This window comes from Paenibacillus sp. NRS-1760, from assembly GCF_050467785.1.
In the GTDB taxonomy this organism is placed as follows: Bacteria; Bacillota; Bacilli; order Paenibacillales; family Paenibacillaceae; genus Pristimantibacillus.
Map to the genome: position 1 here is coordinate 235,946 of NZ_JBITPK010000020.1, position 13,195 is coordinate 249,140.

Annotated in this window: 12 protein-coding genes; 6 read left to right on the plus strand and 6 right to left on the minus strand. The window is 43.5% G+C overall.

Annotation, left to right across the window (positions count from 1 at the left end; genetic code table 11):
- Positions 1-48: 48 nt before the first annotated feature.
- The gene (locus ACIFSR_RS27935; RefSeq protein ID WP_430061573.1) at positions 49-1,251 is read right to left on the minus strand and encodes an MFS transporter; all 1,203 of its coding nucleotides are present in this window, start codon (positions 1,249-1,251) and stop codon (positions 49-51) included.
- Positions 1,252-1,275: 24 nt separating this feature from the next.
- Complete coding sequence (locus tag ACIFSR_RS27940) at positions 1,276-1,857, minus strand: TetR/AcrR family transcriptional regulator (protein WP_076270492.1); 582 nt, start codon at positions 1,855-1,857, stop codon at positions 1,276-1,278.
- A 184-nt stretch (positions 1,858-2,041) separates the two neighbouring features.
- On the opposite strand from ACIFSR_RS27940, the gene ACIFSR_RS27945 reads away from it, so the two are divergent.
- Both ACIFSR_RS27945 and ACIFSR_RS27950 read left to right on the plus strand, forming a co-directional pair.
- Positions 2,042-2,458, plus strand: a complete 417-nt coding sequence (locus ACIFSR_RS27945; RefSeq protein ID WP_339203942.1) for an Rrf2 family transcriptional regulator — start codon at positions 2,042-2,044, stop codon at positions 2,456-2,458.
- 99 nt (positions 2,459-2,557) lie between these two features.
- Positions 2,558-3,424, plus strand: a complete 867-nt coding sequence (locus tag ACIFSR_RS27950; protein WP_430061575.1) for an SDR family oxidoreductase — start codon at positions 2,558-2,560, stop codon at positions 3,422-3,424.
- Between the two features lie 106 nt (positions 3,425-3,530).
- Here the strand turns inward: ACIFSR_RS27950 and ACIFSR_RS27955 are convergent, their stop codons facing one another.
- Genes ACIFSR_RS27955 through ACIFSR_RS27970 form a run of 4 tightly spaced genes read right to left on the minus strand, consistent with a single transcriptional unit; the run spans position 3,531 to position 7,628 of the window.
- Positions 3,531-4,640: a GerAB/ArcD/ProY family transporter gene (locus ACIFSR_RS27955; protein WP_430061577.1), complete on the minus strand. Its 1,110-nt coding sequence runs from the start codon at positions 4,638-4,640 to the stop codon at positions 3,531-3,533.
- Positions 4,641-4,666: 26 nt separating this feature from the next.
- Positions 4,667-4,909, minus strand: a complete 243-nt coding sequence (locus ACIFSR_RS27960) for a hypothetical protein (RefSeq protein ID WP_339203938.1) — start codon at positions 4,907-4,909, stop codon at positions 4,667-4,669.
- A gap of 2 nt (positions 4,910-4,911) precedes the next feature.
- Entirely contained in the window at positions 4,912-6,084 is a 1,173-nt protein-coding gene (locus tag ACIFSR_RS27965) for a Ger(x)C family spore germination protein (RefSeq protein ID WP_430061579.1), read from the minus strand.
- Positions 6,084-7,628, minus strand: coding sequence for a spore germination protein (locus ACIFSR_RS27970; protein WP_339203936.1), 1,545 nt, complete (start codon positions 7,626-7,628; stop codon positions 6,084-6,086). The genes ACIFSR_RS27965 and ACIFSR_RS27970 overlap by 1 nt, the downstream gene beginning before the upstream one ends.
- A 259-nt stretch (positions 7,629-7,887) precedes the next feature.
- On the opposite strand from ACIFSR_RS27970, the gene ACIFSR_RS27975 reads away from it, so the two are divergent.
- From ACIFSR_RS27975 to ACIFSR_RS27990, 4 genes are all read left to right on the plus strand, one after another.
- Complete coding sequence (locus tag ACIFSR_RS27975; RefSeq protein ID WP_430061582.1) at positions 7,888-9,690, plus strand: sensor histidine kinase; 1,803 nt, start codon at positions 7,888-7,890, stop codon at positions 9,688-9,690.
- A complete protein-coding gene (locus ACIFSR_RS27980) occupies positions 9,683-11,296 on the plus strand; it encodes a response regulator transcription factor (protein WP_430061584.1) in 1,614 nt (537 codons plus the stop codon). Before ACIFSR_RS27975 ends, ACIFSR_RS27980 begins: the two co-directional genes overlap by 8 nt.
- Before the next feature lie 63 nt (positions 11,297-11,359).
- Positions 11,360-12,274: a carbohydrate ABC transporter permease gene (locus ACIFSR_RS27985; protein WP_076270536.1), complete on the plus strand. Its 915-nt coding sequence runs from the start codon at positions 11,360-11,362 to the stop codon at positions 12,272-12,274.
- A gap of 7 nt (positions 12,275-12,281) precedes the next feature.
- Positions 12,282-13,118, plus strand: coding sequence for a carbohydrate ABC transporter permease (locus tag ACIFSR_RS27990; RefSeq protein WP_076270500.1), 837 nt, complete (start codon positions 12,282-12,284; stop codon positions 13,116-13,118).
- The last annotated feature ends 77 nt before the right edge of the window (positions 13,119-13,195 follow it).

Here is a 13,195-nt window from a genome sequence, read left to right on the forward strand (position 1 = left end):
TATTGTGAAGAAGGAAGATGCGCTAGTTGTTCAATAGCGTTCCATACATTATTTTGCCAAGCTGCTAGCTGATTGTTTTTCTTTCCACATCATCGTAATGACAAGGCCAATCAACATGATGACAGCAGCAAAGAGATAAGGATAGTTGATGTTTACATCAAATAATATTCCGCCCAGCGCAGGTCCGACGATATTGCCTAGGCTAGTATAGGTGGAGTTCATTCCAGCGATAAAGCCTTGTTCTTTCTCGGCTGTTTTGGATAAATAGGTTGTTAATGCTGGCCGCAGCAGGTCAAATGCGAGAAAGATAAAGGAAGTGACTAGCAAAACTGCTAAAAATCCGGAGATCATGGTGGATACTACTGCAAAAAATACGCCAGCAATCAAGCATATTTGTATAAGTTTCTTCTCTCCGAGTTTATCTACCATTTTACCAAACATAAAGACCTGAACGACAACGCCGAAGATTGCACTAATTGTAATAACGGCTGCAATATCTTGAGGAGTGAAACCAAATTTATGATCAGAAAAAAGACTGAATACTGTTTCATACGCTGATAAACCAAAGGCCAGTACAAACACGATTATAAAGGCGATAATGTATTGAGGTTGAAGCGATCGTTTCAAATCAGATACAAAGCTGGTCCCTTTTTTGAGCTGACTAATTTCTAGAAGTTCCTGTTTGGATAGCGGTTCTTTTAAAATAAACAGGGATGAAATACAGGTAATTAATGCGAAGCCAGCTGCAAAATAGAATGGGGCACGCACGCCCAGCTCAGCAATAAAACCTCCGATGCCAGGACCAATAATGAAACCGATACTAATCGCGGCAGAAATATAACCCATCGCTTTGGGCCTTTCCTCCACAGAGGTAATATCAGCAACAAAAGCGGTTACGGCGGGCATAATAAATGCACCACTAATACCTCCTAAAATTCTGGAAAAGTAAAGAACGGATACATGTGTGCCAAGTCCAAAGATTACCTCTGATATGCTGAAAAGGAATAAGCCGATAACGATCATTTTCTTCCTGCCGAATGTGTCAATCCACCGTCCTGCAAGGGGAGACATGAGTAATTGCGCAAACGCGAAGGCCGCCATAAGATAACCCATCGATTGGCCTGATAAATGCATAATATTCATAAAGGAAGGCATAACCGGGACGATTAGTCCCACGCCTAGAAAAACAATGAATATATTACTTAGTAGAATGAATAAGACGGTTTTTTGTTCTTTCAATGGTTTCTTCATGAAATAATACCTCTCTCTGTAAAATCATAGCTGTGAAATACCTCTCCAAAATACAGTCCATGAGGCATTTAATTTATCCTGTAGACGTTTTTCATTATTCCCATAAGCAAGCTCTAACATCATGGAATCAACAACACCTAAGAAAGCAAGCGTAGGGATGGAGGCTATATCTTCCCTAATGGCTTTCGCCGCGATCCAATCATGAAATTTGCCTTCGAGTACGGTTTGAATCTTATTTTCCGAGTCGAATACTTCCTCATTAATGGCTGGCGCCAAATGGAGAGGCGGAAAAAAAGACATACGCAGCCAAAACTTCAACTGCTCGCTCTGTTGAAACAAATCAATGACTAATTGCAGGTATCCAAATAAATCCTCTTTAGGATTTTGGGTACCCACTTTACTCAAATAGTTTAGTTTCGATGAGACCTCTGCTTCTTTAGCATCTTGTAATACTTGTAGAAATAGATCATCTTTTCCTTTGAAATGAGCATAGAGAGACTGTTTTTTCATCCCGACATTGTCGGCAATTTGAGACAGAGAGGCACCCTCATACCCATGAATTGTGAAAAACTTTAAAGCAATGTCTTTAATTTCTTGGCTTTTCAATAAGTTCACCTCACATTAACGAACGTTCGTCAGTTATATTATCAAAAATTTTTTTCTTATGCAAATGAAAATTGGTTTCGCAGGTTAAAAAAGCTGGTTTTGAATATAATAAGCTTATCTTCTTCTAAAGGATTGACAATCTGCTGCGTAGTAACTACAATGGTTACAACGGTGGTGATGCTAAGTGAAACAAATTAGTAGCAGATTTTCCATTGCTGTCCACATCCTTTCTCTAATCGCCGTCAGCTCCAATGATTGTACGGGTGATTATATTGCAGGCAGCGTGAATACGAATCCTGTCATTATCCGCAGAATTATGGGGATGCTCAAGAAGGCAGGTTTGGTGGATATTCGACCAGGAGTCGGGGGCGCTTCGTTGCTGAGAGATCGGGATGAGATCACACTTTTGGACGTTTACCGTGCCGTGGAAGTCATTGAGGATGGTCAACTGTTTAATTTTCATGATAATCCGAATCCAAAGTGTCCGGTTGGCCGAAACATTGAAGCAGCTCTTCGTTTGGAAATGAAGGAAGCTCAATCTGCGATGGAACAAAGGCTAGCTCAAGTAAACTTAAGCCAGCTCGCAGCTCATTTTGTGTAACAAAAAAGCTCATTGAGCTTTTTTTATACCTAAGTTGTAACCGAAGTGGTTATAACTAAGGGGCAATCATAATACATTAAACTAAATGGAGGAATTACGATGAAAATTTTGGTAACAGGTGTAACAGGGAAATTGGGATCAATTGTAGTAGAGACTTTATTGGAGACTATACCGGCAGAGAATCTGGCTGTCAGCGTCCGCAATCCGGAGAAAGCCGAACACCTTCGTGCACGGGGCGTGGATGTACGTCATGGGGATTTTGACCAGCCACAAACGTTAGATAAAGCATTCGCGGGTATCGACCGTCTATTGATTGTGTCCACTGACGGCGATAACGAAACGAGAATTCGTCAGCATGCCGATGCCGTAGCAGCCGCTCAGCGTGCTAATGTTGGTTTCATTGCATATACCAGTGTAGGAAATGCAAGCGAGAGCTCGCTGTTTCTTGCGCCAGTACATCGTGCTGCAGAGGAAGCGATTAAGAACACTGGAATTCCTTATTCCTTCCTGCGCAATAACTGGTATTTGGAGAACGAAATCAGCAGCATTCAAGCGGTCCTTGGAGGTGCGCCTTGGCTGACATCAGCGGGATCAGGCAAAGTAGGCTGGGCAACGCGTCGCGATTATGCAGTGGCAGCTGCGGCGGTGCTCGCTGGCGAAGGCCACGAGAATACCGTTTATGAGTTGTCCGGCAAGCTTACGACGCAAGAAGAGCTGGTTTCCATTCTTGCCACTATCTTGGGACGGGAAATTCCTGTTCAACAAGTGGATGACACTACTTATGCCAGCATCATGAGCAGTGCAGGCGTACCTGAACCGGTTGTTCCTATTCTGGTTCAGATTCAAAGTGCGATTCGCGATGGAGCATTGGAAGTGGAAAGCAATGATTTTGAAAAGCTGCTTGGACGTCCAGTCACACCGCTCGAAGAGGCTCTCCGTCAAATCGTAAACGAAATTCAGTCATAATTAAGCGCGCAAATCAATTCTAGAGGTTGTCCCAGAAGGTCTTAAGTGACCGATGGGACTGCCTCTTTTTTATTAATTGCTAGTTTGAATAACAAATCAATGACAGCTATTGCTTCTTACTCCGTTTTCTATGATGCTTAATCACTGTAAGAACTAAAATCAGAAGAACGGGTAAGGTATAGGCAAGATTATTGAGCAGCGGCCATGTCACATTGACGAGCTCCTCCAATTGAGATTCCTTCGTATAGGTGGTTAACGACAGCATGAGGCAAATGAATGCTACGGGAAATACGACCAAGCGTTCATTTTTCAAGCCTAGAAGTTCTTTCAACATTTTGATCAGGATGAGCAGGAGAATAGAAGCTTTGAAATAAAAGCCGATGATGAGCGAGAATCCGATGATGGATTCAATTCGCTCGATCACCTCCTGAAACGATATTAGCCTGGCTAGTTGGTACAAAGAGTATTTCAAGTCACCGGACAGTGGTCCCAGTACCATAATGCTGCTTATGACCGAGAAAATTAGCGTCAAGGAATTGACTACAAGCGCAAAGTACATATGTTTGCGCAGCTGAGCGTTCTCATCCTTGCGTACAAACGATAAGATGACCGAAAATACGACCATCTCGGAGTAGGGAAAACCATAAACTACATAAGAGGCGTTCAGGATTGGTCCAATTCCATCTGGCATCACAGGGAGCAGATATTGCGGGTTGTACAGGTTTGAGACCAGAATCCAGATAAGAACAATACAGCCGAACATCAGAAACATTAATACAGCTGCCATCCGAGCAATGACTTCGATTCCGGCCATCGCTGTTACTCCGATCATAATGAAAAACAATGTGCTAACAGCATAGGTAGGGGTTTCTTTCATCATCGTATTCTTGAAGAAGATTCCGATTTCAATGACAACGCCCGAAATATTCCAAAGCAATACGAAGGTGAAAGGGATCAATACCAAAAAGGTAAGTCCCTTTCCCAGGACGGAGCGGCCTTGCTCAACCAACGAAAGCTCTGGGGCCAGCCGGTTTAAATAAAGGATAGCAGCCAGCAAAAGCATGCCTATCGCCGAGGCAATGAGTAGTGAGATCCATGCTCCGTTGCCTGCAATGTTCGTTAAGGGCGCAGGGACAATGACGATGGAGGAGCCTGTCATGAAAAAAAGGAACAGCATGGACATTTGAATCGAACTGATACGTTCTTTTTGTTTCATGGGGTCTCCTCCAAATTTTATAACACTCACGTATGCAAGGGATTGAGCCAACGAATGAAAAGTTTAGCCGGTTCGGTAAATAAATTGAAAATCATATCGAGGTTAGGCCATGGCTTGGCTATTAAAAATATAACTGTAAGATAGAGGAGCGGCGCCAACATCGTTATGTACACAAGCCGATCTCGTTTGCTTGCGGCTTTCACTTTTGGGATGTCATGGATCAGCATAGCGGATGCTAACAGCAGGACGCAGATGAATTTTCCTAACACATCTAGTGCTCCTTTTTCCCAAATATCGTACCTGCGTTCATGCCCGTACTTAACACATGAACTTGAACGTGGGTTTGGAATTGCATTTGAGCAAGCTTATCCTCCCAATTGGGTTCTAATTGTTTCCATAGTTTCGGGTTGTTCCGATAAATTTGATTGCCGATTCCGAGCACATCAACTTTTTTTGCCTTAAAGGTACGGATTGCATGCTGAATCTGATGTTCTACCTGCTCCTTGATTGTTTGTTCAAAACGCTCCATATCTTGCTTGGTCTTCAGGTCTGAGCATCGTAGTTCTCCGGTTGTACCTTCAATCGTAATATGGATGTCGACTGTTACATTCTCATTTGTTGCCTTCGAAACGATTTGACTGTTCAAATTGATTATTTCAAGCGATTCTTTGTTGTAGATCTGCTTCTTTTTTTCATGATTCATGCAAGGGAATTCAAATACCCCATACTTATATTTGTCTGTTAGCATCATCAGCGTTTCGGTATCTTTCTCCGTAAGAACCCCTACCATTCTCCCGTCTTGAATCAATGCGACCCCGGAAATTGACGCTTTATTATCCAAGCTATTTTTATGCAGGTAAGGCATAACAGAGGTTTTGGAGGGGCTGCTTAGCTGAATAGCGAGATCATATAGCGGAAGATTAGACGTTTTCGCGGAATAGAGAGCTCCGGTCGTCTCCATCTTTCTATACTGTTGACCAATGGTCTGCTCGATAAACGGTTTAATATCCAGAAATGCCGCCGCCGATTTCTCAGCTATGATGGGAAGAATCGTGCCCCGTGGCTCTTGGTCTCTTGAGAAAAAGTCAAGCACTTCACGGATGTTCAGCGTTCTGGCTAAATTCTCTTCGATAATAATGACACGCATATGATCCCATTTGGCTTTACGTCCAAATTTTGCAGGGATCTCTCGCATCGCTTCAAAAAAGGTTTCTCCTGTTGTTCGAATATTAATTCCTTTCGCTGCTATACTCGTTGCTGGATCAGTTTGCATTTTGCTGGAAGGGTTATAAAAGTGAGTCGTAATATCGACAAAATCACCCTCGCCTCGATCAATCGATATCGCTTGCACATAGCCATACTCGTCCAGTTCATTATTATCCCAGCATCCAGTAATCAAGCAAAGAACAAGAATTGAAGCGAGAAAGGAGAGGAGTGGCTTCACTATGATTTCTTCCTTCCTGTAGATTTTTTATGTAGATGTCGACTCCTAGGCGAATGAACCAGCAATCTTCTTGGCAGCACGAAAACCGCATCTCGCAGCCTTTTCAAATCCAGTGGAGCAAACGAATCTAGATAAGGCTCACCTAAGGATCGTAGAGTTGCTAGATGAATGAAAATGAGAATTAAGCCGACCATGATGCCCAGCCCTCCAAACGTCGCTGCGAGAAACATTAACGGAAAGCGCAAAATCCGCAGTGCGATGGCCATGTTGTATTGAGGGAGCGCAAAGGAAGCGATGCCCGTCAAGGCAACGACAATGACCATGACCGGAGATGCAATCTGTGATTGAATAGCTGCTTGGCCGATAACAAGCGCCCCAACTATGCTGACGGCCGAACCGATCGGCCGAGGCAGACGAATGCCGGCCTCCCGCAGCAGCTCAAAGAAAAACTCCATAATCAACGCCTCAATCATAGCCGGGAACGGGATTCCTTCCCGTGTATCTAAAATGGCTAGCAGGAGAACCGTCGGTATGAGTTCAGAGTGAAATGTTGATAACGCGATATAAGTGCTGGGCAGCATAAGCGCTATGAGGAACGCAGCCAGTCGAATCAATCGAATTAACGAAGAAAAAATCGTCCGATAGTAATAATCCTCGCTGTTTGTAAAAAACTCAATGAATTTTCCTGGACAGATAAGAACCGAAGGGCTTCCGTCCACTAACGCAATGATTTTGCCATCCAGCAAAGAAGTAACCGTCGTATCCGGGCGCTCCGTATACCGAACTTGCGGAAAAGGGGAGTAGTTGGAATCATTAACCCACTCTTCCAGATAGGAAATATCAATCATTTCTTCTTGATCTATACCCTCAATCTTTTGCTTAAACGCTTCTAATGTCTCCGGCTTTACGACGCCTTCCAAATAGCCATAGGACACTTTTCTGTGAACCTTCTCCCCGGATATAAAATACTCAAATTTAAGTTCGGGAGATTTCAGCAAGCTTCGAATGACACCGATATTGCGATCCAAGCTTTCAATGAAGCTGACATGCGGGCCTTGAACGGTAGGCTCCGTAATGGGCTCTGAGGTTTGACGCTGCTCGACATCAAGGGCAAAATAGGCGATAGCTTTAGGCCATCCGTCAAAAAAAATGACAACTTTGCCGTCCAGAATGCCTCTGACGGCTTGTTCCATTTCGCTCATAAGCTCAACGTTAGGGGAAGCGATGCCATGATTCTCAAAATAATGGATAACATCTTTTATCGTTACCGTCTCGGCAGGACCAAGCTCATGCGGCACTAGATTTTGCAGCGTATCCTTTGCGAAATTCGTAACGGTCGTTTTAGTTAGCGTATCGAAATAGACGGTAAAGGCCGATTGCTCCAAGCCCTGTCCATAACTCCAACGATGTATTATCAAGTCTTTGCAGTTGGCAAAAAAACCTTCGAGCGAGTTCAAATTTTCTTCCAGATGGGGAGAAATGTTCGGGTAAGAAGGCTTGTCGGATGAAGTCTGATTAGGTGAAAAGTTGGGCGATTTCCGCATGCGAGTCTCCTATCCGAAGTGAAGTGTCGAATGATTACATCTTTTCCCTGTTGAGGGAAAGATATTCGGTTGTCATTGGATTGGGGCGGGAGGGCAGGAGCCAATGTCTATTCTGTTTACTTGTTATATTTTATTGCATGTACGAGATTGACGACTATAATAGGTTTAAAGAAGAGGGGATTGCAGCAAATGTATGGCTAGGATTATTACCAGGTCTAAACATCGTTGGAAGAAAGGCTGGCACGAGAGGGGACTGGCTATGTTTTATTCGTTAAAAAGTCGTTTGATTGCAATCTTTTGTTTACTATTTGTTCTATCCTTCGTCACACTGTCCATTCTTTTATTTAATGAGTCTCGTTCCATTATTCGCTCTTACATTGAATCTTCAGCACTGGAGAAAATGGATGAATACGGGTCTTACATTGATATGGTTCAAACACAAATCTATGATTTAGCCTCTATCGTTTTTAATAGCGATATTACGAATAATTGGGATGCAGTAGCCTCTGATTCCGCATCCACGGAGGGAGAAAAAAATCTTGCCCATTACCGAATGAGCCAGTTTTTGACGCAGACAACGAACAGTTATTCCAGTGTTTCTGGTGTCGCCGTCTATCGTCAGGATGGCATGTGGGTCAGCAGCGGCAATTTAGTTGTGTCTAACGATTCCTTTCTGAAGGAAAAGTGGTATCTCGATTTTAAAAACGAGGATCAATACTGGATTCCGGCTCATACGGATGTCGCAGAGCTGCGAAATAACAACAAACATCCGGTAATCAGTATGCTGATGCCGATCAGTTCATTTGAGCCTTCACTGACAAAAAGTGTGATGAAGATTAATGTAAGCGCTGACTATTTTCTGGAGCCGCTAGGCAGAATCCATCTTGGGGAGAGCGGAACGATCTATTTATTAGATCAGCATGGCAAACCAATGCTGTCCCAGAACGAATACGGAGCCCATTCGGAGATGGTACGGCAGGTTGACGATTTACGGACAGGCTGGAGGAAGCAGGGCGTCGTTTATTTAAATAATTTAAGCGGAGAAAAAGAAATTTTAGTATACAAAAAACTGCCGAAAACGAACTGGATGCTTGTTGGGTTCGTATCAGAGAAAGATTTGTATTCACAACTCTTTCGTCTGCGAAGCACGATTCTAATCGTTGCGGCTGTCTTGTTAATTGTGTCTTTGATACTGGCGACTTGGTTCTCGCATGGAATTACGAAGCCGCTTTCACGGCTGGTGCTCGCAATGCGGCATGTACAGAGAGGCGATTTTGTGCTTGCCGAGAGCCGTTTGGCGCCTGAGAAGAGGGTGCGCAATGAAGTGGGCTTCGCAACTGAAACGTTCCGCAACATGGTTACGAGACTGCGACAGCATATTAAAACCGAGTTCGAACTTAAGCTGCTAAGGCAGCAAGCGGAATACAAAGCGCTGCTCATGCAAATTAATCCGCATTTTCTGTTTAATACACTGGAGCTCATGAGCAGCTTAGCCATACAGCGACGGACGGATGATACAGTCGAAGTTATAGAATCACTAGGGAAGATGATGCGTTTCTCTCTTAAAATTAGCGATGATCTCGTTCCGTTGGAAGAAGAGCTTGTTTATGTGCACTATTATTTGTCGATCTTAAAAATCCGCTTCGGTGATCAACTAAACATAACGATTGAGGAGGAAGGCGACCTTTTAAGATTATCGACAGTAAAATTTATTTTCCAGCCGTTGATAGAGAACGCCGTTAAATACAGCTTCATGCATCAATCCGAGGCAATCGTCCGCATTCGTGTAAGCCATGCTGCGGGAAGGGTTCATCTAATCGTGTCAGATAATGGACCGGGGATGACAAGTGAGCAGCAGAAGAAGCTGCTGGAGCGATCGGAATCGGTTCAGCTGGAGCAAATTCTTACTAGCCGGAGCAGCCAAATTGGACTAGGAAATGTTCTTGCACGCTGCCGTCTTTATTACGAATCGCTATTTGAGGTCCGCATCGATTCTACGCTTGGCGCGGGTACAACGATTGAGCTCATACTACCAGCACAGGAGGAACACCAGCATGTATAAAGTATTAATCGTGGATGATGAACCTGAGATCCGTCAGGGTCTAAAGCTTAAGGTGGACTGGGACAGTATTGGACTTATCATTGCAGGGGAAGCCTCTAATGGCGTCGAAGCGCTCGAGAAGCTTTCAGAAGAGGCTATTGATATTGTTATTACAGATATGAACATGCCTGTGATGGACGGTATGTTATTTTTAGATTCCTGTCACGAGCAGTACCCATCCCTGCGTCTGATCGTCATTACAGGTTATGAGGATTTTCATTATGCGAAAGCAGCCATTCGCAATCAGGCTCGCGAGTATTTGTTAAAACCAGTTGCTAGAAAAGAATTGACCGACACGCTTTCAAACGTAAAGAAGGAGCTGGACAAGGACAGGCAAAGCCATGATCAGGCGGCTATGACACAGTGGCGGCTCTCCCAATATTATAAGGAAATGAAAGAGCATTTTATCGTTCATCTCGTAAAGGAAGAGATTTTGCAGGAGAGTACTATAAAAGATCGTTCCCGATTATTTGAGCTGGATTCATGGGATAAACGTGAGGTTAGGTTTATTACGGCAGGGCTATGGGAGCGAGGGGAATCAAGCGCCTCGGTTGACCGTACGCCGGACAAGTTTCGATTGCCGTTCGATATCATATCAAGAGAATGCGCAGACAGGTTCCAAGGGAAGATGGAGGTATTTCGTGATACCAATTATCCTGGCCTCATGCATTTTGTAATCGCTGCGGATCATGAATTGGAGCGGGAATTTGCTGAGTTTCTGACTCAAAGCGTAAATAAGTACATGGCCTTTGAAATTAAAATCGGGACCAGTCAAACGGTAAGTAGATTTAAGCAGTGGAAAGAAGGTTATATTAGCTCTTTGCTGGCATGGAACATGCCATATGGCAAAGCTGCTGGTCTAGCTCCTGCTTCTGAGGGGCATACGGCTATACCTGAGCATATCATTAAGGTTATTGAGCGCTATTTAATTCGAGGAGAGCTTTCATCGTTTGAAGCAGCGATTAGACAAGAATTACAGCGCGGAATGAAATCGCAGCTTCGTTTTGTCAAATTGATTTTCCAGCTTTACTTGATGCTTGAGACCATTGCGCATGAATCGCAAATTGCTTTGGAGAGCGGCGAACAGCTTTGGCTAAGGCCGGAAATGACACTTAGTCTCGATACTGTAGAGAAAGCGGAGCGGTTTCTGATGCGTATTGCAGCTAAAATCGAGCGCAAGCGGCAAAGCGACTCTCAGGAAAGTGATCCATCCTTGATTTTGGCGGCTAAGCAGTTTATTGACGAGAACTATATGTATGAATTGAATTTGACGATGATTGCAGAGAAGTACAATTATAATTCATCTTATTTCTCAGAAATGTTCAAAGCTAAAGTAGGTAAAACCTTTATTCATTATTTGAATGAGGTACGAATTGCTGAGGCTGTTCGGATGCTAAAAACAACAACGCTGAACCTTTGGGATATTGCAGAGCTTACTGGTTTTTCCAATGCAAGCTATTTCAGCTCCAAATTTAAAAGGATGTACGGAATGACACCTTCGGATTATCGTCAGCAGCAATCGGAATTAAAATCTGAAAAAAATGATAGTGAACACCCAAAGAATTAGCATTCTATGTTAATAGCCCCTCCCTTATGATGGAACTACATCAATAAGAGAGGGGTATTCATGATGAGAAAAAGCCTTAAGCCGCTTAGCAATCAGCATAACTTAACCGCATATACCTTTTTGCTGCCATGGCTGATCGGGTTTTTCTGCCTGACGCTCGGTCCAATGCTTGGATCGTTTTATTTGTCGCTCACGAAGTATGATTTATTAACGTCGCCAAAATGGATTGGTTTTTCAAATTATATTAACATTTTTAAAGATGACGAAACCTTCTCGAATTCCTTGTGGCTTACAATCAAATACGTGTTCATTTCTGTTCCGCTGCGTCTTGCTTTCGCGCTGATGGTCGCTATGGTTCTAAACAAAGGTATTCGAGCGCTAGGCATTTACCGCACCGTATACTATATCCCTTCGTTGCTCGGGGGCAGTGTCGCTATTGCGATTGTGTGGAGACAGATTTTTGATGGCAGCGGCCTTGTGAATCAATTTCTTGGCTGGTTCGGCATTCAAGGACCTTCATGGATTTCCCATCCGAGCTACATTGTTTACACCATTATTTCATTGTCCGTATGGCAATTTGGTTCAGCGATGGTAATCTTCCTTGCAGGCCTTAAACAAGTGCCACTTGATCTGTATGAAGCAGCTCAAGTGGATGGAGCAGGCAAAGCTCGTCAATTTTTTCGCATTACGCTTCCCATGATTTCTCCCGTTATTTTCTTTAATCTCGTGATGAGCATTATTAATTCATTTCAAGCGTTTACACCTGCATTTGTCATTGGGGATGGCCGTGGAGGCCCGCTTGATGCGACCATGTTCTACACCCTGTACTTGTATATGAAAGGCTTCTCGTTCTTCGATATGGGTTATGCATCAGCGTTAGCCTGGATTATGCTGCTGATCATCGGGGCGTTTACAGCCATTATTTTTGCAACATCAAAATATTGGGTATTTTACGGTGACAGCAAGGAAGGGAGGTAAGGCAGCTATGCAAGTGAGAAAGTTAAACGGATTAACTAAACATACGATCATTATCATCTTTGGCATTGCCATGCTTTACCCGGTATTATGGTTAATAAGCAGCTCTTTTAAGCCTAATGAGCTGATCTTTACACAGCCGGGATTATGGTCAAGCTCATTCACTCTGGATAATTACATTAACGGCTGGCGCGGCTTTCAGGGAATCGCATTTAGTAAGTTTTTTGCAAACTCATGGCTGATATCGATTCTAAGCGTGCTTGGCAATGTGATTACCTGCTCCTTAGCAGCCTTTGCGTTCGCGCGGTTGAATTTCAAGTTTCAGAAGCTTTGGTTTTCGTTAATGCTGGTGACGATTATGCTTCCCTATCATGTGACGCTTGTTCCGCAATACGTCATCTATAATGAGCTGCAATGGATCAATACGTATTTTCCGCTGGTTCTGCCAAAATGGCTGGCGCATGATTCCTTTTTTATTCTCATGATGGTGCAGTTTATCCGCGGAATTCCGAGAGAGCTGGATGAAAGTGCGACGATTGACGGCTGCAGTCCGCGGCAAATTTATTTCCGCATTATCATTCCGCTCTTAGTACCCGCTTTGATATCCGCCGCTATTTTCACTTTTATTTGGTCATGGGACGATTTTTTCAGCCAGATGATCTACTTGAGTGATATTAAGCTGTTTACAGTGCAGCTGGGAATTCGTTCTTTATTTGATCCTACGGGTCAATCGGATTGGGGCGCGCTGCTTGCCATGTCGGCATTGTCGCTTGTGCCAATAACGCTGATATTCCTTATTTTTCAACGCTATTTCTTGGATGGCATCGCAACTACCGGTTTGAAATGATATTGTGTTTTCTTGCTCGATAACCGAAAAAATTGATAATGAATACCCGAAGGAATGAAATTCCGTATAAACGGAAA